The sequence below is a fragment of the Acidaminobacter hydrogenoformans DSM 2784 genome (assembly GCF_900103005.1).
Taxonomy (GTDB): Bacteria; Bacillota; Clostridia; order Peptostreptococcales; family Acidaminobacteraceae; genus Acidaminobacter; species Acidaminobacter hydrogenoformans.
This window is the reverse complement of the sequence record NZ_FMWL01000013.1, coordinates 26,881-50,088: the sequence shown is the minus strand read 5'-3', so window position 1 is coordinate 50,088 and position 23,208 is coordinate 26,881. Positions and strand designations below refer to the sequence as shown.

Sequence of the window (23,208 nt, the reverse complement as noted above, 5' to 3'; positions counted from 1 at the left end):
CTTTTGTCTTTTTGACTGACGTTTTTTACGTTATAATGAAAGAGGTTGAACTTTCTTTCGTAATTGTATATAATGCAAGCGGTGAATTATGTCCGGTAAAAATTGACGTGGTTCAAATTATAGTGTGGATTTTGGCGATCGCGAGAGGAGGCCAATTTTGGCGAATATATTAGTTCATAAGAGCGGACCTTTGAAAGGCCGCGTGAAAATAAGCGGAGCAAAAAATGCGGTGCTGCCTATTATGGCGGCGACCCTTTTGGCTGAAACGGTTTGTGTGCTGGAAGATGTACCTCCTCTGAAGGACGTTGAGGTCATGAGCGACGTTCTCAGAGCATTTGGTGCTGAGGTCAGCAGTGTGCAGGATGGCATTTTGGAAGTAAACACCCCAAAAATTACACAGACGGAGGCGCCGTTTGAACTGGTTCAGAAAATGAGGGCGTCTTTTTTTGTCATGGGCCCGCTGCTTGCAAGGTGCGGCGTCGCGCGCATCCCTATGCCGGGCGGCTGCGCCATAGGCGCGCGGCCGGTAGACCTTCACCTGAAGGGCTTCGCCGCCCTTGGCGCCCACGTCGAGCAGGGTGAGGGATTTATTGAGGTCCGGGCGGATAAGCTGATAGGAAACAGTGTCTATCTTGACTTTCCAAGCGTTGGCGCAACGGAAAATATCATGATGGCAGCCACTATGGCTGAGGGAACCACCATCATTGAAAACGCAGCTGAGGAGCCTGAAATTATTGATTTGGCGAACTTTTTAAACAAGATGGGCGCAAATGTCAAGGGCGCCGGGACAGACACCATCCGAATACAAGGTGTGGAGCGTCTGGAAGGCTCGAGACATCAGGTCATTCCGGACCGCATAGAAGCGGGCACGTATATGGTAGCCGCAGCGATCACAAACGGTGATGTGGTTGTTGAAAACGTAGTTCCAAGTCACCTCAAGCCTATCATTGCCAAGCTCAAGGAAGCAGGCGTTGTCATAGAGGAGGAAGAGGATTCCCTGCGTGTCATTGGGCAGGGGAAAATCAATTCCGTAGATGTGACAACCCTCCCTTATCCGGGCTTTCCTACGGACATGCAGGCTCAATTTATGGCGCTGATGGCAGCGGCTTCTGACACTTCTGTCGTCATTGAAACCGTTTTTGAAAACCGGTTCATGCATGTGGCAGAGCTTAACCGCATGGGCGCTGACATAAAGATTGAGGGTCACAGTGCCGTCGTTACAGGTGTCCGGTCACTCAGGGGCACAAAGGTCATGGCGACTGACCTGAGAGCTGGTGCTGCGCTGATTCTCGCGGGGCTGATCTCTGAAGGAACGACGGAAATAGGAAATACTTATCATATAGACCGAGGCTATGTCGAGATTGAAAATAAGCTCCGTCAGTTGGGTGCGAATATTTCTCGCGCGGAAGGTTAATGCCCCGGTCTCAACACAAGAAATTTCAGTAGTCAGTGAAACGCTGCATCTTGATATACAAAAGAAATTAGGAGGTCACATATGTTTGGATTAGGCACTGAAATCGGGATTGACCTTGGTACTGCCAGCGTCCTCGTTTTCATAAAAGGCAAGGGGATTGTGCTTCAAGAGCCTTCCGTGGTCGCCATTGACCGGGATACGGGCCGCGTTCTCTCCGTTGGCTCAGAAGCGAGAAAGATGCTTGGCAGAACGCCGGGCAATATTGTCGCGATCCGTCCTTTGAAGGACGGTGTCATCTCGGACTATGAAGTTACCGAGAAAATGCTGCGCCATTTTATCAATAAGACTTGTGGACCACGTCGTTTTATAAAACCCAAAATTATAATCTGCGTGCCAAGCGGGGTAACCGAGGTAGAGAAGCGGGCAGTCATAGACGCTACAGTTGAAGCGGGCGGCGGCAAGACTTTCCTGATCGAGGAGCCTATTGCGGCAGCTGTCGGGGCCGGTCTTGATATCACTAAGCCAGACGGCAACATGATCATTGACATTGGCGGTGGCACAGCGGACATTGCCGTCATCTCACTTGGGGGCATAGTCGTCAGCAAATCCATCAAAGTAGCAGGCGACAAATTTGATGAAGCTATTATAAAATATATGCGAAAAGCACATAATCTTTTGATTGGTGAGCGGACTGCAGAAGAACTTAAAATGGAAATAGGAACGGCGTCTCCGCGTCCAAAGCCCATCACCATGGATTGCCGTGGCCGGGACCTGATCACAGGCCTGCCAAAGAACATTACGGTCAGCAGTGAGGAGATGCTTGAAGCGCTTCGTGAGCCCGTCAACGCTATTAGCGACGCGGTGCATTCCGTGCTTGAGAAAACACCGCCGGAGCTGGCTTCTGATATCAGCGCTCGGGGAATCGTCATGACAGGCGGCGGCTCATTGCTTCACGGGCTGAACAGAATGCTCGAAAAGAGAACAGGGATCCCTACTTATGTCGCAGAGGACGCCATTTCCTGCGTCGCTAAAGGAACGGGCATGTCCCTTGAGCACATTGATGTGCTTGAAAAAAGTATGATGACCCAGCGTCGTCGCTAATTTCAGTGTCATTGATTTGAGACAAGGACAAGCCATTTCAGGTCAGAGCACAGGCGACGTCTTGGATCAAAGATCAGAAACGGTTGTTTATCAGACCAAAAGAAAAGAACTGCGGCGCGTAGGGAGCCTCCCAACGCGCCGTATTTATAAAATCGTATAGTAGACCTTTGGAAGAATTGGGAGTGTATGCACAGCCTGTTTTTCAGACAAAAGGTCAGCCTATGGCAGAGCCCTTAGAACTGAAAATTGGAGGCGGTGATTGACATGAAAGTCCATATTTATGAAGTCCATGCCTTTACGCAGGACGGTCAGGGTGGAAACGCAGCCGGTGTGGTCATTCAATCAGAGGATGCCATGCTGACGGAGCAGCAAATGCTAAAGGTCGCGGCACGCATGGGGTTTTCTGAGACGGCTTTTGTCTCTGAGAGCGACATGGCTGACTTTAAGGTCAGATTTTTCACGCCTTCAGACGAGGTGGCGCTATGCGGACATGCGACCATTGCTGTTTTTTCGCTGCTTCAGAAGCTTGGGCGGTTGAATGGACGCCGCGACTTTGTTCAGGAGACCAAGGCGGGACTTTTGAGAATCAAGGCAGACGCTGAAGAGATTTTAATGGCTCAGGTAGCGCCTGATTTTGGTCCAATTCTCGAGCCTGAAGAGATTTTTTGGTCGTTAGGACTTTCTGAGGATTTCCAGGCGGCTGGTCTGCCTGTTCAAATTGTCTCCACCGGACTCAGGGACATTTTAGTGCCAGTATCGAGCCTAAAGGCTTTGAAAGAAATGCAGCCTGACTTTGAGGACATTCGCCAGATCAGTGAGGCTCACGGCGTTACCGGTTATCACTGCTTTACGCTGGAGACGGGTACGTCCACCGGCAACCCCGGGCAACCCTCTGTGACAGCATGGTGCCGCAACTTTGCGCCACTGTTCGGCATAGATGAAGAGTCGGCCACAGGGACCTCAAATGGCGCCCTTGCAGCGTATCTCAGCGCCTACGGCGCCGTTCGGGGAAATGACATGCGTTTTGTTCAGGGCATGTGGATGAACAAGCCGTCCTTGATCAAGGCCAGGACGGTGTGGTCCAGCACCGCCCGGCAAGCAGGTGGGGATAAGCTTGAGGAAAGCGGACTTGTACCGAATGTGCCGTTGGACCCGGAAGGCGCACACGAGAACGACATTGACACTTTGGGAAGCAAACTTCAGACCGTGTGGGTCGGCGGCTCTGCGTCCATTAAAGGTGAAACGGAGCTCGAAATCTAAAACAAGTGATGGAAGCCGCTCAAGATGAAGCTTTCCATTGAGCGAGCAAACAGGAGGTTTGTATTTATGTTGAACAGCATTGAAATTCAAAAGATTATTCCTCACAGGTATCCATTTCTCCTCGTGGACCAAATTGAGGCTTATGAACCAGGAAAGAGTGCAGTGGGCATAAAATCTGTCTCAGCCAATGAGCCGTTCTTTCAGGGCCATTTTCCGGGGAACCCAATCATGCCAGGGGTTTTAATTGTGGAAGCCCTCGCCCAGGTGGGCGCGGTAGCTTTAATGAGTTTAGAAGAAAATAAAGGAAAACTTGCCGTTTTTGCGGGTATAGATGAGGTAAGGTTTAAACGCCAGGTTGTCCCTGGGGATCAGCTTCGACTGGAAGTTGAGCTGCACACCTTTCGCAGGGGTATTGGAAAGGGCAGCGCGACGGCATATGTCGGTGAAGAGCTGGCTTGTAAGGGAACATTGATGTTCGCTGTGATAGAGAATAAAGCGCTGTAATTAGTTGGAGTCAGCTTCGAGGGCTTGTTTCAAAGCAAATGGAGGGTTCGTAATGGCGGGTTTGGTACTTGAGGGCGGCGGCGCCAAAGGCTCTTATCATGTCGGTGTCTGGAAAGCGCTCAGAGAGCTTGGGATCGACATAGAAGGCGTCGCCGGCACGTCGATTGGCGCGATCAACGGGGCCTATATCATTCAGGATGACTTCGATCTGGCGTGGGAGATCTGGTACAATATGAAGCCCACTCATGTCTTCAAGGGCGACGAAAAGCTCATGGACAAGATCATTCGAATGGACCTCGAAACCGGAGACTTCAATAAAATTCACGCTTCGCTGAAACGCTTCATTTCAGAGGGTGGCCTGGACATCACACCCCTGAGAAAATTGTTGAAAGATACCTTGAAAGAAGATGTGATAAGAGGGACAGACAAGGTTTTTGGCTTTGTGACAGTCTCTCTGACAGACTTTAAGCCTCTGGATGTTTATCTTTCCGAGATTCCGGAGGGGATGCTGGCTGAGTATCTTATGGCCTCGGCAAATTTGCCGGTTTTCCAGCTGGAACGTATTGACGGCAAGCTCTACATAGACGGTGGTTTCTACGACAATCTCCCTGTGAGACTGTTGAAACAGAAGGGGTTTAAAGAGTTGATCTGTGTAGAGTCTCAGGGAATCGGTGTCAAGCAGAAATTTGATGAAACCGGCCTGAACCTGACGCGGCTCTACCCATCCGGAGATTTGGGAAAAACCTTGGAAGTCTTGCCGGAGACACTGCATCGAAACATGAAAATGGGGTATTATGATACCCTGAAGCATTACCGGGGGTATCATGGAAAACTGTTCTATGTGGATCACCTGAGGGAAAACGGTTATTATATCCAGCGGTTCTCACAGATGGATGACGCGGTATTGGCAAAGCTGGCGGCACTGATTGGGATCAAGGATAAGAGCCCGCAGCGCCTGCTTTTTGAAGATGTTATACCTAAGCTCTGCGAGCTGCTAAAACTTCCAGCTGCGGCAACCTACGCAGAGATCGCACTGGCCCTCATTGAATATGGTGCTGAAAAAGTGGGCATAGACCGCTTCAGAATTACCAGTGATGATATGCTTGCCCGGGAGGTGCTTTCCAGTGATCCGCTGATTCAAGTGGAGGACAGAAAAAAGATCCCAGGCTGGCTGCCGGATGTTCTGAAAAGCAACGGACTCTATCTGAATACCATTAAGGATCAGCTTCTTGTGACAGTTCTGGAAGAACTGCTGAAAGCATAGACGTAAAAACACCTGGTGTGGCGCTGAAAGTGTCAACAGTCCGGGAACAGACACTTGAGGAGGGATTTTTATGGATTTTCAGAAAAATTATCAAAGCTGGCTTGAGAGCGCTTATGTGGATGCCCAGACGCGTGAGGAGCTCCAGGCTATAGCGGATGACAAAAAGGAAATTGAGGAACGCTTTTATAAAGATCTCGAGTTTGGGACGGGTGGTATGCGCGGCATTATTGGCGCAGGTACCAACCGAATGAACCGCTACGTCATCCGCAAGGCCTCACAGGGCTTCGCCAGGTATATTCTTGAACGGAATGCCCGGACAGAACCGGCCATAGTCATTGCCTATGATACGCGCAGATTTTCCAAGGTGTTTGCCCTCGAAGCTGCTTTGGTTATGGCAGCGAATGGCATAAAAGCCTATACTTACGAAGGTGTTCGAACAACGCCGGAGCTTTCCTTTGCGGTACGCCATCTGAATGCATCCGCAGGCATTGTCATCACAGCCAGCCATAATCCGCCTGAGTATAATGGGTATAAAGTTTATGGGGAAGACGGCTGTCAGCTGGTGCCTGAAGAAGCTGACAAAGTTATAGAGGCTGTAGTGGCCGTTAAATCCTTTGAAGACGTCTCCTATATGGAGCAGGCTGAAGCGGAGGCAAAGGGCTTGCTTCAGATTGTGCCAGAAGCTGTGGATGAGGCCTATATTAAAGGCGTCATTGCCAAGACCTGTACGCCGTCCCTGTTCAGCAACGCACCTGAAGGGTTTAAAGTCGTGTTCACACCGCTTCACGGCACAGGCGGACGTCCTGTGGTGAACGCACTAAACGCGCTGGATTTTAAAGGTCTGATCCCTGTGCAGGAGCAAATGGTTGAGGACAGCGAATTTACCACCATTAAACTGCCTAATCCTGAGGAAATGATTGCCTATGAGCGCGCGGTCGCTTATGCAGAGCAATATGGCGCAACGGCAGCAATCGCTACAGATCCGGATTGCGACCGGGTTGGCGTCGTCGTGCGTGACGACATGGGCCAATATATTAAGCTGACGGGGAATCAAACGGGTGGTCTTCTCCTGGATTATATGATCTCACAGCTGCGCGAGCTTCCTAAAAATCCAGTCATTCTGGATACCATAGTCACCTCTGATTTTGGTGCGGCCATAGCGAAGAAGCACGGCATTGAAGTTGTGAGCACTCTGACGGGCTTCAAATTTATTGGAGAAAAAATTCGCCAGTATGAAGACGGTTCAAAGAGCTTTCTCTTCGGTTATGAAGAGAGCTATGGTTACTTGATTGGCACGGACGTCAGGGATAAGGACGCTGTCATTTCGACGGTCTGGATCATTGAAATGCTGATGTACTACTATGCGCGCAAGCAATCCCTCCTGGATCGCCTTGATGCGCTATACAGAGAGTACGGCTATCACTATGAGTCCCTGGTAAATTTGAAGCGCGAGGGCAAGGATGGCATGGCGCAAATCGCGGAAATCATGTCAAACGCCAGAAATGACCGCATGGAATCGGTGGCGGGCCTCAAGGCCGTCAAGATCACAGATTTTGAAAATGATGATACTGGCCTTCCAAAATCTGATGTTGTCAAATACGAACTGGAGGGTGGCACTTGGTTTGCCATCAGACCGTCCGGCACAGAACCAAAGCTGAAGATTTATGTTTCTTCAGTCGCGGCTTCCAACCAGGAAGCACAAACCAGAGCGGATGCGGTAGCAAAAGAGGTACAGGAACGGTTAGTACCCGCCGTTTAATCGCGGGAAAGGAAATTATATGGGAAAAGTAATAGAAGGGCGGTTTACCCGCCCTTTTTCAGAGCGTGTAGAGCTGATTGACGCCCAGGCGACAAAGACGAGACTCATGGGTGTCGTTGGCGTCGTCGCCAGATGGCGAATCGATGGCTCCAGTACAATTTTTCAACTTCTGCATCTGGATTATGAGGATTACGGCATTGATGCTTATGATGAATTTGATGCCCTTGAAAAAGAACGCATAGAGCAGCGGATCCAGGAGATGACAGGCGGTCTTGGCGGCGGATTTGAGGCCATCACCTATCAAGAACTTGCCTATCTTATTGCCACCTCTCATGCAGTCGATCCGGAGTCTCCAAATGCAATTTATGACTTTTTGCCAAAATTTGAATTTGTACTCAAGGATTATGAAAAAAATGGCCTTGGCACGGAGGCGGCAATCGCGCTCTTTGACCGGCTTGGCCCTTGCCCAGAGACGACGTGCGAGCACCTTCACTATTATCTCATGCGCCTTCACGGTCAGGATGCTGAAGGGATCCTCTACCTTGGTGACCTCGTTCTGGATGAAAAGCTGGATGGGCCAAAGTCGACGCTGCTTAAGAATGTGGTCAAGGAAGGTGACAAACCGGGATTTTATCGCTGTGAAGCGCTGATCGAGAATGAAAACGGCTATTTTGTCCGGATCTTCGACCTTCTGATAGGGATGGAACTGCCGGGACATCCGCCGCGCTGGGTAAAAAGCTGTGAGCTGAAGCATCAGCTGGCCGTTTCTCCGGTGGAAGCGTCTTTCATGCTTCGAAAAACGGAGTATCTGTCGCTTTATAGCATCCTTGACCCCGGTTTTCTGGCGGATTTCGAGGCTGCCATGCCCGAGCTCATGCCAAACAGCTATATGGCCGGCGACCTCTTTACGGAGTTCAATCGCGATAATGCGCACGTGGCCGAGTGGATCTACTATTTGAATGGGGATGTATTTGCGAATTATTTTGTGACAGAGGCAAACCAGCTGCTCGTTGCTGCATTTGATCAGGAAACGCTGAAAATAATTGAAAAGCGTTTTGCCGATGGTCATTTGAGCCACGCCCTGTCCAAAATAGGCGACTTCTCAGCAGATCAGCCTCTGCTTTACGATTTCATCAACAGCGGCATTGCCGACTTTTTCGAATATCTATAGACGGATTGACAAATGCGTCATCCAGCTTCAGTGCTGTTCTTCAAGGAGTGTTGCCAGTGGTCCTACAGCAAATCTTTGTCATATTCCTTCTCATAGTGATTGGCGCTGTCGTCAAGCGGCTGAGGGTCGTTTCAGATGATATCATTCGCGAGGTTGGAAGCCTGGTCATCAACGTGACGCTGCCAGCTTTCCTGATCACTTCCATGAACATGGAATTTTCACCCTCCGTACTGAGGAGCAGCGCGGTTTTTCTCATCATTTCCCTTTGTGTCTATGTGTTTGGCATCCTGATGGTCAGACCGGCGACCTGGGTTTTAAGAGTCGACGGAAAAGCCATGGATGTCTATGAGTACATTATTTTATTTTCTAACTTTGGCTACATGGGCTATCCGGTCATCAACCTGATCTTTGGTGCTCAAGGCGTTTTTTATACAGCAATTTATAATCTGCCTTTTTCCTTTCTCGTTTGGACCCATGGCGTTCACGTCCTGAAACGACATGGTGATGCAGCCCATACCCATAGGAAGGGCTTTCGTCCGAACCCGAGTTTGATCGCTGTAGTTGCAGGCTTTATCCTGTTCTTGCTGTCGGTGAAGCTTCCAGCGCCAATTTATGATGCACTGTCACTTGTGGGTTCAATGACGACGCCACTCTCCATGATGTTTATTGGCTTTATTTTAGCGGAGAGCGACTTCAAGCAGCTGACCATGGACTGGAAGGTCTATGCCTTCTCTGCGATCAGACTCCTTGTCATGCCGGTATGCGTTTACCTCGTGCTTAAGATGATGGGCTTTGAAGGCCTTTTGCTGGGGGTGCCGGTGGTCATTTCCGCCATGCCGGCAGCAGCCAACTCGGCCGTCATTGCCGCCCAGTATGGCAGCGACTTTCAGCTGGCCAGCAGGGCGGTCTTCATTTCAACACTGCTGTCAATTGCCACAATCCCCCTGTTTGTAGCGCTGCTCGCGGGGTAGGACACTTCAAAAAAGAGCAAAAAAAAGGGGCTGCTGCAAAACTAAATTTATAGTTTGCAGCAGCCCTCTTTGTTTGTTCTTTATTTTATTTCACGAACTTTCAGGATGCTATTTTTTCAACTGAAGGGGTCTGATTTGATAAGTGATGTTGCCATCTTTTAAATTGACAGCAATCGCTTTTCCCTCTGTTTTGAGGTCAAATGTGCTTGAGGCCGTCAGGGACTGAACGTCGACGACAGTGGCGTAGCGTGTCAGCCTGAGGTCCGGGTCTTTGACAGCACCCCCGCCGCTGAAGATAGTTGTGCGGATCCCTTTGTTGTAGAGCTGCTCAAGCTTTTCATAAAAGAGCGCTTCTTCGAGCTTGTCTGAGAAATTCAGCGTCGAATTGGTGACAATCATGAGCGATTTCTCTCCGCTGCCTGCCAGCATGGCATTGGTGCGTGCCAGGAAAGCTTGCCACTGAGAAGCGTCCGCTTTGATGATGGCGTTATTTTTAAAATTCAGGGTCACGACAGCCACCTGGTCAGAAATAAATTCGCTGTACCCTGAGGCAATGACCTCCGTGCCCATGAGGTTTGCCAGCATTGTATCAACCGGGCCGGCAAAGTAGGTCTTTGAAGAGCGGTTAAGCTGCGTCGCGGCATTGACATAATTGAGATAAGTCGTGTCCGTTGTCGAGCCTTCAGTGCCGTTCAGCTTCGATCCTGCCTGGAAACCGCCGTAAACCAGCAGCGTAGTACCGCCGTCTGTATTCATCTTTTGAGATTCCAGCTTTGGCAGCTTATCAACATCCTTTGGCAAGTCCATATCCAAAGTATTCTTTTCGATTGCAACCAAATGATCCATGACAATGACACCGCGATCCTTCCTTGCGGGATTGTCCTCTGCCACATAAATGCGCTCTACTTTGACTGGCGGCTTCAAGTCAGTTGGATAGGCGGCTTCAACGAACTTCCAGCCCTCCCAGTTGATGCTTGGCGCAAACTGGATATTCATGGCTTTTCCATCTGCGTCTACCAGCTTCGCTTTGAGCATGTGCTCATAGCCGTAATTGCCAAAGACCCATAAGCCCAGCTTGTCCGGCGTTTCAGGTATGGTGACGCCTGTCTCTGGTAGCATGACATAAGCGGCTCTGGTTGCTTCTGTTTTCGTGAAGTCGAAAATCAAGCGGCCACCCATGGAACCATTCAGGCTGAATTTGAGTGGTACGAAGCTTCCGCTGACTTCCTGCGGATAGCCAAGGAAAGTTGCCGATGGTTGCTCAAAATCAAACAATACTCTATGGAACTCGCCCACTGCAATAGGCAAATGCTTCTTGAGGCCGTTGTATTCAACGGAGAGCACGCCTTTGCCGGCGCTTGAGTTCGCAGTGAAGGTGCCATCTGTGTTAAGGGTGATCAGCTGATCCGGGATGGACCAGGTCGCGAACTGCGTGGGCAGCTCAGCTTGATGGCCTGAAGCGTCAATAGCGTAGAGCCTGAAGGCACCGGACTCTCCCATCTTTAGCTGCAATGTGGCTGGTTTGACAATCAAGTCGACGGCCTCACCATAGACCTCAATGACTTTCGTTGCGGACATGCCATTATAGTTTGCCATGAGGGTTGCCTTGCCTGTAGTGGTCGGAATAAAGCCGGCTTCTGTGAAGCTCCCGTTGACGCCTGAAACCGTCCAGACGATTTGGGCAGGATCTATTTCGACAGGACTTCTATTGGCGTCAATCCCTTTTAAGGAGAGCTCAAGCGGTGTGTTGATGAAAACACCATTTTGATCGACATCCAGAATAATGTCTTCCAAAGTGCCTCCGGGAGCTGTGCTGATGATGCCAATACCATTATGGACTCTTCGCTGTGAACCATCAGAAGGGGTATTGACCACTTCCAGCGCCGTGGAACCGACAGGTCGCACGACCATAGTCGTTGAGCCGCCGCCATCCAGATTGATGGCATCATAGGCGCCAAGCTCTATCAAAAGCTGAGAGAGCTCTGGCTGGTTCAAACCTCTTAAATTATTCGTCCGGCCGTCAACGGTCAATAGGATCAGCTGAGACTTGTCTTTGGTGATGCCTGCAGCCGTTCTTGGATTTTGGCCCGCAATGTTAAGGGTATAAGTACTGACGGGCTTACCGTCCTTGACCATGACGGAGCCGCCGCCAATTGTGAAATCAACACTTTTCAGGGCATCACTGTAATCAACTTCTACAGAATCCCCAACGCGGAAGCTCTTGCGAAGTTCTTCAATTTTACTTCCCACAGCTGCGACCACAAAGGCGTTGCCGTTAAGCGGGTACGGATTTCCATTTTCCTGGAACCCTCTTACAATGCCGTTTTCAACGTACATTTCGAGGATTGGGACGTTTGCCGTTTTACCGAAGGAAGTGGCAGCCCACTTCGAATCGAAAAGTATGATTCTGTCGTAATTGAGATAAGGCTTATTGATGTAATCCAGTGAAACAGAATTCGTGCCATTTGAGAGCGATATTTCATAGCCGTTCCAGTAATCTATAAAAGGCACACCATAATCTGTGATGTTGAGCGCCGCGAAGCGCGTGTCGCCATTCGGAGTAGTGATCAGTGCGCCTTCATCTATGATAGGGCCAAGGGTTGAACTGGTCGCTGGATCAAAAAAGTCTGCATTGACGGAGCCTATCAAATTCTGATAGGATTTTGAGATTTCTGACAAACTGGCTTTTGCTGATAATGAACCTGGATAGATGGGCTTGATCTTGTGGGTTGAATTTTTCAGATCGACCCTTAAGACGTTGACGTTGACCCAGCCGCCGTCGGTCAAGCGCAGCAGCGTTTCGTACTGAACGCCGTTCGAGATGGACTGCGTGGTTTTGTTTTGGTAATACAGCTGATAGTCAGCAAAGGCTGACGAGGTGACGAGTGACAGTGCCAGAGCGATTGAAGCAATTTTTCGCCCTGCGCGAAGTGTTTGGTTTTGCATAGAATCACCTTCCTGTCTCAATTATACTTTAATTATCAGGCGGGCCTATTACAATGTCCTTACGAAATGGTTACAATGCTCTGAGGCAAGATAAAGCGGGCGTTAAGGATGTCTTTGCGCCTTTAAAACGCATTAAAAAATAGGTTGCTATATGTAAGTGGCCTATGCTATAATTGCAATGGTCAAAAACAAATAATTGAATCCTTATTGAGAGTGGTGGAGGGAATAGGCCCAATGAAACCCGGCAACCGGTACGGACGGTTTAGCCTTGCGCAGTGCGCAGGGTGATGACTCGTGGCGTAAAAAGGTGCTAAATCCTACAGTCGCGGCTTTAGTGACTGAGAGATGAGGTGAGCTGAAGTGATCTTACATGCCTCTTCTTTTCAGAAGGGGCTTTTTTATTTGCGCAGCGGCCTAAGGCAAAGGGAAGATTTTGCGACCATCGGCATACATCATTTGGTGCCGGTAAGACGACAATACCAATTAATGAAATTCAGGAGGCATGAAAAAGTGAAAAAAAGACTCTTTACTTCTGAGAGTGTAACAGAAGGACATCCGGACAAGATCTGTGACCAGATTTCTGACGGCATTCTTGACGCCATTCTCGCCAACGACCCTAAAGCGCGCGTCGCGTGTGAGACTTCTGTGACCACAGGGCTTGTCCTGGTCATGGGTGAAATCACCACCAGCTGCTACGTTGACATTCCAAGGACTGTGCGCGAGATTATCAAAGAGATTGGCTATACCCGCGCTAAGTATGGTTTTGACGCTGACACTTGCGCCGTAATTACTTCAATTGATGAGCAGTCCGCGGACATCGCTATGGGTGTGGATGATGCCCTCGAGCATAAGACCGGTCAAATGATGGACGAAATCGAAGCGATTGGCGCAGGAGACCAAGGCCTCATGTTTGGCTTCGCGTGCAATGAGACGCCTGAGCTGATGCCGCTCCCAATTTCCCTGTCCCACAAACTGGCTCGCCGCTTGGCTGAGGTCCGCAAAAAAGGCATTCTCGATTATCTCAGACCGGATGGTAAAACTCAGGTCACCGTTGAGTATCATGGCGACACGCCGGTCAGGGTGGACACCATTGTCATTTCGACGCAGCACAGCCCTGATGTTACAAGGGATCAGATTGAAGCAGACCTGAAGCAATATGTTATTGGGCATATTGTTCCGGAAGACCTGTTGGACGACGAGACGAAGTACTACATCAATCCTACGGGACGGTTTGTCGTTGGAGGTCCTCAAGGGGACTCCGGCCTGACGGGCAGAAAAATCATAGTGGACACTTACGGCGGTTATTCACGCCACGGCGGCGGCGCGTTTTCCGGAAAAGATCCTACGAAAGTGGACCGTTCAGCGACCTACGCTGCGCGTTATGTCGCTAAAAATATTGTGGCGGCAGGGCTGGCAGATAAGTGTGAAATTGAGCTCGCCTATGCCATTGGTGTCGCCAGACCGGTTTCCGTATTGGTGGAGACTTTTGGCACCGGCAAAATCTCCGAGGAGAAAATTATGGAGCTTGTGAACAAGCACTTTGACCTTCGCCCGGCGGCGATCATTCGCGACCTCGACCTCAGACGTCCGCTTTACCGTCAAGTAGCAGCCTACGGCCATTTTGGACGTACGGATATCGATGTGCCATGGGAACGAACGGACAAAGCCGCGATCCTGAAAGAAGAAGCGTTCAAATAGTGAGGCAAAGAGCTCCGGATCTTGAAAGATTTGGGGCTCTTTTTTTGAATTTGAGGCCTGAATTATGCTATAATGCAATTTAAGTAACTTACTAACATTTTGGAGTGTGATTGATTTGGAACCTGGTGACTTATGGCAGTTATCATTACTGGTAGTACTTTTGATGATGTCGGCATTTTTCTCTGCTTCAGAGACCTCGCTGATGTCTCTCAGTAAAATCAGGCTCAGACATATGGTGGAGGAAAACGTCAAGGGTGCGGGGCGCGTATCAAACCTCTTGAAATCTCCGAGCCATATGCTGGGTGCCATATTGGTCGGCAATAACATTGTCAACATTGCTTCCTCTGCGCTGGCAACTTCCATTGCCATTGAAGTCTTTGGACCTGTCAGGGGGATTGGGATTTCGACTGGGGTCATGACACTGCTTGTCTTGATCTTTGGAGAAATAACCCCTAAGTCCATAGCCGCTGAGCGCTCAGAACAGATCTCCCTTAAAGTGGCAGGCCCTATTTCCTTCCTGGTCGTCATTCTGACGCCAGTTCTGACGGCCATCATGTTTATTACCGGATTCTTGATCCGTATTCTGGGCGGCACGCCGGACAAAGATAAGCCGTTCATAACAGAAGAAGAGCTGAAGACTATGGTCACGGTCAGTCACGAAGAGGGCGTTCTTGAGGGTGACGAAAAGAAAATGATCTACAATGTGTTTGAGTTCGGCGATTCCCAAGCAGGCGATGTTATGACACCAAGAACGGACATGGTCATGATTGAGAAGAGTACAGAATTCGCTGAAATTGTAGAGATCTTTAAAAATGAGAGGTTTTCGAGAATCCCTGTCTATGATGAGACACCGGATAATATTATTGGGCTTTTAAATGTTAAGGATTTGATCTTCTACGAGATGTCACAAACGGAATTCCAAATTGAAGACTTTATCCGTGAACCCTATTTTACTTATGAGTTTAAAATGACCAGCGAGCTCTTTGCTGAAATGCGGGCTAAGCATGTCGCTATTGCCATTGTGCTTGACGAATACGGCGGTACAGCTGGAATGGTAACTATGGAGGATCTCGTCGAGGAGATTGTGGGCGACATTCAGGACGAGTATGATGAGCACGAGGTCTCAATAGAGGTCATTCGCGAGGATGAATATATTGTGGATGGCGCTACAAAGATTGATGTGGTCAACGAAATGATTGGACTGCGCATTGAAACGGAGGACTTCGATTCCATAGGCGGCTTTATCATTGGGGAATTTGGCAGGCTTCCTGAAGTTGGTGACCGGATAGAGCATGATAATGCTGAGTTCGTCGTTGAAAGCATTGAGAAAAACAGAATAGAGAAGCTCAGGATTTTGACCTGATGCCTTGGGGGATGCGACTTTTTTAGAGTCGCATCCTTTTTTGCGCAAGAAAAAAGCCGGCTGCGGGATGCAGCCGGCGTAGGCGTTTCTATACTTCAATACGTTTAAGCGGCTCCTGAATAATCAGATCAGCATCAGTCGCTGCCCTGAGCGCTTCCACCGTAATGTCTGGAGCGATCTCGAGGACTTTGAGGCCCTCCGCCGTGACTTCCATGACAGCGAGCTCCGTGACGATCAGGTTGACCTGAGCTTTTGCCGTTAGAGGCAACGTGCAGTGCTTCATGATTTTTGGCTCGCCTTTGGCGGTGTGGAGCATGGCTACAATGACGCGCTTGGCGCCAGTGACCAGGTCCATTGCGCCGCCCATGCCCGGAACCATTTTGCCTGGCACCATCCAGTTGGCCAAATTGCCGTGCTGGTCCACTTCGAGCGCTCCCAGGACAGTGGCGTTGACATGGCCGCCGCGGATTAAGCCAAAGGAGAAAGCGCTGTCAAAGAAACAGCCGCCTGTGAGAACGCTGACAGGCTGCCCGCCCGCATTTGTGATCTCCCAGTCATAGCAGGCTTCTTCTGGTGATGGGCCAAGGCCAATCATGCCGTTTTCAGACTGAAAGTTGATGTCAACGTCAGGTGGAATGAAGTTTCCTACCATGGTTGGGAGCCCTATACCGAGGTTGACCAGATCGCCATCATGGAGTTCTTTCGCAACTCTCCGTGCTATAAATTCCTTAGGATCCATCATGCCTGATCACCTCCAACTATGCCGTGTACGAGGACGCCCGGCGTCATGACATCATTTGGATGGATGTCACCGACTTCGACGAGTTCCATGGCTTCGACCAAAACCAAATCTGCCGCCAAAGCTATGATGGAATTGAAATTACGCGTTGTGCCGTTATAGTAAATGTTTCCTTTGCGGTCTACCTTTGATCCGTACAGCAGGGCAACATCTGCCCTCAGCGGCAGCTCAAGAAGATAGTCCTTGCCTTCGATCGTCAGCTTTTGCTTTCCTTCTTCAACCACCGTACCCAATCCGGTGGGTGTCAGAACACCTCCGAGCCCGACGCCACCCGCGCGTATCTGCTCGATTAAGGTTCCCTGAGGGACAAGGACGACCTCTGTTTCACCTGCCGTCATCTGACGACCGGTCTCTTTATTGGTGCCTATATGGGATACAATAGCTTTTTTGACCTGCTTTGAGACAATCAGCTTTCCAAGGCCTTTGTCCGGAAAGGATGTGTCGTTGGCAATGATGGTCAGATCCTTGACACCCAGTTCGATCAGCTTGTCAATCATGCGCTCTGGTGTTCCGCACCCAAGGAAACCGCCAATCATGATTGTCATGCCGTCGCGAATCTTCGAAGCGGCTTCATCTAAACTGATGATTTTGTTCATGTAAACCCTCCTCTTATATTCCACGACCCCCAAGGTTATATTATCAGAAAAGCGGGCGATTGCCACCTCATTTTATTCAAAATCCGAAGCGTTATAATGATATAATAAATCTATTGTTTGTTAAAGGGTGATAGGGCCAGATGGAAAGCGCAAAAGAGACGCACGAATTACAAAAAAATACCTTGACCGGCTTTGTAGAAGAGATCGTGTTCAGGAACGACGAAAATGGCTTTACCGTTATGGTTGTGGACTGTGAGGGTGTTTATTGGCATGCCAAGGGTGTTATGCCCTATGTCAGAGAAGGCGAACAAGTCCTTCTAACGGGCAGGTTCGTCGAACATCCCACTTACGGCATGCAGTTTGAGGTCAAGCAGTGTGAGACTTCGCTGCCAGCCAGTGAAGGCGACTTACTGCGTTATCTGGGGTCTGGTATGATCAGGGGCGTGGGTCCGGCAATGGCCGCGAAGCTGATTGAAGCCTTTGGTGAAGAGACCTTTGATGTCCTTTCCTATAACCCGGACCGCTTACTGGCCATACCGGGCATAGGCAGAAAAAAGCTTGAGGAGATCGTGTCCTCATACCGGGAGCAGTTCGAATCCAGAGATGTGATTATGCAGCTTCAGAAACTGGGGCTGTCTTCGCAGATGTCCTTGAAAGTCTATCAGCGCCTCGGACCGGATGCGGTGGGGCTCATCCATAACAACCCCTATCAATTGGCGGAGCTCGTAAGCGGCTTTGGATTCAGGCACGCGGATGCCTTGGCGAGACGGATGGGACTGGATCCAGGATCGCCAGAGCGGATCAGGGGTGGCTTACATTATGTCCTTGTGGAAAGCACTTCTCAAGGGCACACTTTTGTTCACAGCGCTGGACTTGGGGCTCAGGTGGCAGAACTGCTCGGCATTCCTGGGGAGACCGTGTCACAAGTCTTGAGTGAGATGGTGCTGAGGGGCGAAATTTATCTGGAAGTGCCTTCAGAGGCGGAAGAAGCCGGTGAGAACGCAGTGTATCTTCCGGCGCTATACTTGGCGGAGTCCCGTGTAGCACGCTTTCTTGCGGAGATGGCAGGAACGCCAGTTGGCAAAGTCACAGTCCAGCTTGATGAAGAGATCGACAAAATTGAAGCACGCCTTGGGATTGCCTTCTCTGAGCTGCAAAGGCAAGCGGTCAAAGCGGGAGTCAATGAAAAAATTGCTGTCATTACAGGTGGGCCAGGGACAGGTAAAACAACTATTATCAACGGCCTGATCAGAATCTTTGAAAGCGCGGGCCTCAGCATTGCATTAGCGGCACCTACAGGACGCGCCGCAAAACGCATGACGGAAGCGACGCGGCGTGAAGCAAAGACGATCCACAGGCTCCTTGAGTACACCTTCAGCGAGGACAGGGAATTCTTGAGTTTTCAGAAGAATGAAGACGCACCTTTGGAAGCGGAGGTGCTAATTCTGGATGAAGTGTCTATGATTGATATTGTCCTGATGCAGCATCTGTCAAAAGCGATTAAGCCTGAGACCAGGCTGATCTTGGTGGGTGACGCGGATCAGCTGCCGTCAGTAGGTCCCGGCAATGTTCTCCGGGATATTATAGATTCAAAATGTGTGCCCGTTATTCGGCTGACAGAAATTTTCAGGCAAAGCGAACGCAGCATGATTGCCTTAAACGCGCACAGAATTAACCATGGGGAGTATCCCGTGCTCAATGACCGTGACAAGGATTTTTTTCTTGTAACCGCGCGGCAGCAGGATGACATAGCCGCTTTGATCGTGGATTTGGTTAAGCGCAGGCTGCCGGAATACTATGGCGTTGATGCCATCAAAGACATTCAGATTTTGACGCCTGTCAAAAATTCAAAGGTTGGGACCAAGGCCCTCAATGAGCTCCTGCAGCACGCGCTTAATGGAGAAGTGGAAAAGCCCCATAAGAAAATTGGGGACCGTGTCTTTAAAGTAGGGGACAAAGTCATGCAGATCAAGAATAATTACAGCATGAAATGGGTGACGGATGACGCCATGGAAGGGGACGGTGTTTTTAACGGAGACATGGGGTATATTGAGTCCATCCTGGAGGCTGAGCGTAAAATGGCAATCCGCTTTGATGACGACAAGCTGGCGCACTATGAATTCAACCAGCTGGAAGAGGTCACTCACGCCTACGCGGTGACGGTTCACAAGAGCCAGGGCAGTGAATATCCCATTGTCATCATGCCGGTCACTTGGTTTCCGCCCATGCTGATGAGCAGGAATATTCTATACACTGCGGTGACCAGGGCGAAAAAGATTGTCGTGCTCGTTGGAGATGAAAAGTACATGAAAATGATGGTGGACCGGACGGACGTGAATCAGCGCAACACGGCGCTCAGCAGGAAAATTGCGGAGCAGATCGCGTTTATTGAGGAAATGGGAGAGAATCGCTGAATTGTTGGGTTATTTGGCAGGTGAAACGACAATCGGCCGCCTGGCTTTTTCGGGCAAGGTGGCGGTGTTTGGAGGAATTCGGTGAACAACGACATCAAGTTATGGCTCAGATTGACTGCCAATTTTTGGTTTCCCAGAGGGGTCACATGTGTGGGTTGTGGTGAAGATATTTTTGAGGCACCTTATGGACTTTGTGAAAGCTGCCTGAACGCCCTCGAGCTCATTCGCGGACGTGTCTGCAGACGTTGTGGGAGGCCGCTCCATGAAACGTCCACCACCCTGTGTTACGCATGCTTTGGAAAGCGGACTTCCTTCAGGGGGAATGTCGCGGTGGCGGCATATTCCCCTTTGGCACAACAGCTCATTTTCAGGTTTAAATACAAGGACCACCGTTACATAGGCTATCACTTGGCGCAGATGATGGCGGCTCTGCTCAGGACAACCTGGATCAGCGATGTGGACTGCATTGTGGCGGTGCCATCCTCGCGGCGCAGAATCCGTCAGCGCGGCTATTGTCAGATGGCGCTTATAGCCGCCTCTCTGAGCGAAATGACTGGTCTTGACAATCTGAGTAAGGCATTGGTCCGGATCAAAGATACGCCAAGAATGAAAAAGCTGAATCGCGAGAACCGCAGCCAGGCCCTTAAGGGTTGCTTTTCAGTGAAATGGCCTCTTGAGGTGACTGGCAGGTCAGTGCTGCTCATAGATGACATTATGACAACGGGGTCGACCCTGGAAGTCTGTGCCCAGTCCCTTCTGGAGGCTGGCGCTTCTGAGGTTTGGACAATGACCTTCGCGACGGTTTATGATAACCAGCCTTCCGCAGGGAAGGGCGTTCGCTACCGGATCCGCCGGTTTTTAAATTGTTAAAATCATGTTAATTGAAAATTGTTTGATTGCGAAGGGATAGGGTAAAATCATAACAACTTCATCAGGATGGGAGGAGATTACTCGGAAATTCCACTGTCTGGAAGTGACATAAAGAAATCCCGGAAGGAGTTGTTGTTATGAATGTGATCGTAGCAGGGAGAAATGTGGAGATTACGGAATCTCTGAAAAAGATGGTCGAGGAAAAGCTGGACAAGTTCCAAAAGTACTTTAAGACAGATGTGGAGGCTACTGCCACCTTTAGTGTCCAGAAAAACCGTCAGATCGTCGAGATTACGATCCCTCTTAAAAATGGTGCCATCTTCCGCGCAGAAGAATCTTCGCCTGACATGTACGCGTCAATTGACATGGCGGTGGAGAAGCTGCAGAAGCAAATTTCGAAGCATAAAACCAAGCTGGAAAAACGCTATAAAGGCCATGACACAATCAGATTTGAACATATTCCTGAGAGCGCCTATAGTGCGCCTGTGGAGCATGGCATAGTCAAGACAAAGCGCTTTCCTGTCAAACCTATGGATGCTGAGGAGGCCATCCTTCAAATGGAGCTGTTGGGCCATAACTTCTTTGTTTTCCGGAACGGGGAAACGGATGAAGTCAATGTCGTCTATCAGAGGAAAGATGGCAAGTATGGTCTGATTGAGCCTATGTTATAAATCATCTCAGCCCGGAGCTTTGCGCTTCGGGCTTTTTAGTTGCAGCCTTCCAGTTGCTGAGACGGGGTTCTGTTACAGTTGTGTTACAAAAGGGTAAAAAGTCGACAAATTGCTGCAATTATGCGATAATTCGGCTCGAATCCTTGATAGACGCTATTTGCAAGACTTCTTTTTTTTTGTATAATGACCTTAACATGGTATTCAGAATGGGGGGAATTACGCATGGAAGAAAAAGTACTTAAGTACGAAGACGTCATAAATAAGTTGTCCGGCGTCATCGCTTCCAAGGTCGTACTGGATGGGCAGGAGATCAGAGAAATCCACGTATTGACCAATCGAACCAGAGCCCCAAAACAGATTTCCAGAGACATCCAGTCCTCTCTGACGGCATACTATGGGATGCCTATAGATCACAGGATGATCAGTATTGCGCAAATCGAAGACGGTTCGAGGGATAAGCGTCTTGAACGCATCCTCTTGTCCAAGGTTACATACGAGGTGGAAGAAGACAATATTGCGACCGCCACCGTCAAGCTTAGAATGTTTGACGAAGAATTCATAGGGACCTGCAAAGGTGTCAATTCCATGAGAAATGCCATGAGACTGGTCGTCACAGCGACGCTGAACTGCGTTCTCAACATGCTGGAATCAGACCGGCAGCTCGTGGTCGAAGATGTTGAGGTTAACCTTCTTGCAAAAACCAGAGTGGCCATGGTGGCAATTTCCCTTGCGGACAGCCATGATGAGCATCTTCTCGTAGGCGCAGCGGTGGTTAGAAAGTCTGAGAATGAAGCCATCGTCAGAGCCACGTTAGATGCAGTAAACCGCAAGATGTACCAATTGTAGCAAGGTACCACATCCTCATCGTCAAAAAATTCGGTCGGTGTACCAAAGCTAATATCAGGAAACCCTTAGCGAAGAGTAAGACAGCCTGCGGCCCATAGCGAAGCAGCAGAGTCAACTCACAAGGGGGTTCTTTTCAATGAAAAAGAGATTATCCGTAGTATTTATGTCCTTCCTGTCTCTTTTACTGGCTGGTGGAGCTTACGTAGGCTGGAAATAGCCTAGGCCGCCGATCGACCGACCGAATTTTTTATTGTATTCGATTTAGGAGATTATTTATGAAGCATAATAATATATTTAGAATTTTTACCACTTTTATAATCCTGTTTGGCTTCTTAATAATTTTCGAGGCGGTACAAATGATAAGCGCTGAAACTAAATTAACTTCAGTGCTTTTTTTTGCACTGCTGTCTTTATTGGCTGAATCCATGGTTATACAAGTTAATGATAAGAAATATGTTTCCCTTGGATTCGCGATTGGTTTGGCTGCCATTTTGATATTTGACCCCTATATAGCAGCAGCAGTAAATTTTCTTGGGACTTTTTTCAGCATTTATTATTCCGAAGGGAAATACCATCATATTTTTAATAGTTCTGTATATAAACGTTTATTTAATGGCAGCGCGTACGCGATTGGATCATTGGTAGCAGGCAACGCATATCAGATGAGCCATTCAGTACTCCCTGCATTTACGGTTGCTGGTTTTGGAATTGTTAGCATTATTGTCGCAGTTGCGGTCAATGTGTTTATCAATATCAGCATTTTTATTATTTTATTTGCTTTACTGGATCGCTTTGATTTTAAGGGCGCCATGCACGAAATGGTTTGGATCGTACAAAATTTTATTGGCATTTCGCCAATTGGCGTCTTCATGGCGATTCTATACGTTAACAGCGGTTGGTTTATGGTGTTATTAGTTCTCGGTCCACTCCTCGTCGCCCGTTACAGCTTCAAGCTTTACCTGGACATGAAGAACCAGTATTTTGAAACCATCAAAACCCTGTCCAACGCGCTGGACGCCAAGGATGAGTATACCAACGGCCACTCTCACCGGGTAGCTCAGATTTCCATGATCCTCGCCAAAGAGATGAAAATCCCTGTACTCTTGATTGATGAAATCAAGACGGCGGCGATCCTCCATGACATTGGAAAGATTGGCATCAGTGATACTATTATCAATAAACCTGGAAGACTTGAGGACCATGAAATGGCGATCATTCAAAAGCATCCTGAAATAGGCGCGAATATCGTCAAGGACGTCAAGTCCCTGGAGGAGTTATCAAGCTATATCCGCTACCATCATGAGCGGTATGATGGAAAGGGTTACCCTGAAGGGATCGCGGGAGAGACCATTCCCATTGAAGCGGCAATCATTGCGGTATCAGACAGCTTTGACGCCATGACCTCTGACAGGGTGTACCGTAAAGCTATGTCTTTTGAAGTTGCGCTGTCCATTGTCAAAGAGGAACGTGGAAAGCAATTCCATCCGGAGGTCGTTGACGCGTTTGTCCGCTGCGCTGAGCGCGGACAAATTCCTAAAACACATGAAATGATGTGACACCT

At 49.2% G+C, this 23,208-nt stretch carries 18 protein-coding genes and 1 riboswitch; of the genes, 15 read left to right on the top strand and 3 right to left on the bottom strand.

Annotated elements, in window-relative coordinates; genetic code table 11:
• Positions 1-157 precede the first annotated feature (157 nt).
• From murA to BLP63_RS11495, 8 genes are all read left to right on the top strand, one after another.
• Positions 158-1,414 (top strand): UDP-N-acetylglucosamine 1-carboxyvinyltransferase, encoded by a 1,257-nt coding sequence (gene murA, locus BLP63_RS11530; RefSeq protein WP_092591709.1) that lies wholly within the window; start codon positions 158-160, stop codon positions 1,412-1,414.
• An 81-nt stretch (positions 1,415-1,495) separates the two neighbouring features.
• Positions 1,496-2,515 carry a rod shape-determining protein gene (gene mreB, locus BLP63_RS11525; RefSeq protein WP_092591707.1) on the top strand — a complete coding sequence of 340 codons (1,020 nt, stop codon included), beginning with the start codon at positions 1,496-1,498 and terminating at the stop codon, positions 2,513-2,515.
• Positions 2,516-2,779: 264 nt separating this feature from the next.
• Positions 2,780-3,775, top strand: coding sequence for a PhzF family phenazine biosynthesis protein (locus tag BLP63_RS11520; RefSeq protein WP_092591705.1), 996 nt, complete (start codon positions 2,780-2,782; stop codon positions 3,773-3,775).
• A gap of 66 nt (positions 3,776-3,841) precedes the next feature.
• Positions 3,842-4,279, top strand: coding sequence for a 3-hydroxyacyl-ACP dehydratase FabZ (gene fabZ / locus BLP63_RS11515; RefSeq protein WP_092591703.1), 438 nt, complete (start codon positions 3,842-3,844; stop codon positions 4,277-4,279).
• A 52-nt stretch (positions 4,280-4,331) separates the two neighbouring features.
• Complete coding sequence (locus BLP63_RS11510) at positions 4,332-5,543, top strand: patatin-like phospholipase family protein (protein WP_092591701.1); 1,212 nt, start codon at positions 4,332-4,334, stop codon at positions 5,541-5,543.
• 70 nt (positions 5,544-5,613) lie between these two features.
• On the top strand, positions 5,614-7,302 hold the full coding sequence (locus BLP63_RS11505; RefSeq protein ID WP_092591699.1) for a phospho-sugar mutase: 1,689 nt from the start codon (positions 5,614-5,616) through the stop codon (positions 7,300-7,302).
• A gap of 19 nt (positions 7,303-7,321) precedes the next feature.
• Complete coding sequence (locus BLP63_RS11500; protein WP_092591697.1) at positions 7,322-8,473, top strand: hypothetical protein; 1,152 nt, start codon at positions 7,322-7,324, stop codon at positions 8,471-8,473.
• Positions 8,474-8,529: 56 nt separating this feature from the next.
• Complete coding sequence (locus tag BLP63_RS11495; protein ID WP_092591695.1) at positions 8,530-9,444, top strand: AEC family transporter; 915 nt, start codon at positions 8,530-8,532, stop codon at positions 9,442-9,444.
• 108 nt (positions 9,445-9,552) lie between these two features.
• Here the strand turns inward: BLP63_RS11495 and BLP63_RS11490 are convergent, their stop codons facing one another.
• Positions 9,553-12,390: a phosphodiester glycosidase family protein gene (locus tag BLP63_RS11490; RefSeq protein WP_092591693.1), complete on the bottom strand. Its 2,838-nt coding sequence runs from the start codon at positions 12,388-12,390 to the stop codon at positions 9,553-9,555.
• Positions 12,391-12,591: 201 nt separating this feature from the next.
• A riboswitch (SAM riboswitch) is annotated at positions 12,592-12,742 on the top strand.
• 158 nt (positions 12,743-12,900) lie between these two features.
• Between BLP63_RS11490 and metK the strand changes: the two genes are divergently transcribed.
• Together metK and BLP63_RS11480 are read left to right on the top strand one after the other, a co-directional pair.
• The gene (gene metK, locus BLP63_RS11485; RefSeq protein ID WP_242870892.1) at positions 12,901-14,088 is read left to right on the top strand and encodes a methionine adenosyltransferase; all 1,188 of its coding nucleotides are present in this window, start codon (positions 12,901-12,903) and stop codon (positions 14,086-14,088) included.
• Positions 14,089-14,194: 106 nt separating this feature from the next.
• Positions 14,195-15,451, top strand: coding sequence for an HlyC/CorC family transporter (locus BLP63_RS11480; protein ID WP_456297595.1), 1,257 nt, complete (start codon positions 14,195-14,197; stop codon positions 15,449-15,451).
• 88 nt (positions 15,452-15,539) lie between these two features.
• Here the strand turns inward: BLP63_RS11480 and BLP63_RS11475 are convergent, their stop codons facing one another.
• Together BLP63_RS11475 and atoD are read right to left on the bottom strand one after the other, a co-directional pair.
• Positions 15,540-16,193, bottom strand: coding sequence for a 3-oxoacid CoA-transferase subunit B (locus BLP63_RS11475; protein WP_330387145.1), 654 nt, complete (start codon positions 16,191-16,193; stop codon positions 15,540-15,542).
• Positions 16,190-16,846 (bottom strand): acetate CoA-transferase subunit alpha, encoded by a 657-nt coding sequence (gene atoD / locus BLP63_RS11470; protein ID WP_092591689.1) that lies wholly within the window; start codon positions 16,844-16,846, stop codon positions 16,190-16,192. Before atoD ends, BLP63_RS11475 begins: the two co-directional genes overlap by 4 nt.
• A gap of 140 nt (positions 16,847-16,986) precedes the next feature.
• Between atoD and recD2 the strand changes: the two genes are divergently transcribed.
• The 5 genes from recD2 to BLP63_RS11445 all read left to right on the top strand — a co-directional run bounded on the left by recD2 (position 16,987) and on the right by BLP63_RS11445 (position 23,203).
• Positions 16,987-19,260 (top strand): SF1B family DNA helicase RecD2, encoded by a 2,274-nt coding sequence (gene recD2 / locus BLP63_RS11465; RefSeq protein WP_092591687.1) that lies wholly within the window; start codon positions 16,987-16,989, stop codon positions 19,258-19,260.
• An 81-nt stretch (positions 19,261-19,341) separates the two neighbouring features.
• Complete coding sequence (locus tag BLP63_RS11460) at positions 19,342-20,130, top strand: ComF family protein (RefSeq protein ID WP_092591685.1); 789 nt, start codon at positions 19,342-19,344, stop codon at positions 20,128-20,130.
• A gap of 137 nt (positions 20,131-20,267) precedes the next feature.
• Positions 20,268-20,801: a ribosome hibernation-promoting factor, HPF/YfiA family gene (hpf, locus tag BLP63_RS11455; RefSeq protein WP_092591683.1), complete on the top strand. Its 534-nt coding sequence runs from the start codon at positions 20,268-20,270 to the stop codon at positions 20,799-20,801.
• A gap of 222 nt (positions 20,802-21,023) precedes the next feature.
• Positions 21,024-21,647 (top strand): hypothetical protein, encoded by a 624-nt coding sequence (locus BLP63_RS11450; protein WP_092591681.1) that lies wholly within the window; start codon positions 21,024-21,026, stop codon positions 21,645-21,647.
• Positions 21,648-21,922: 275 nt separating this feature from the next.
• Positions 21,923-23,203 (top strand): HD-GYP domain-containing protein, encoded by a 1,281-nt coding sequence (locus BLP63_RS11445; protein WP_092591679.1) that lies wholly within the window; start codon positions 21,923-21,925, stop codon positions 23,201-23,203.
• Positions 23,204-23,208: the final 5 nt, after the last annotated feature.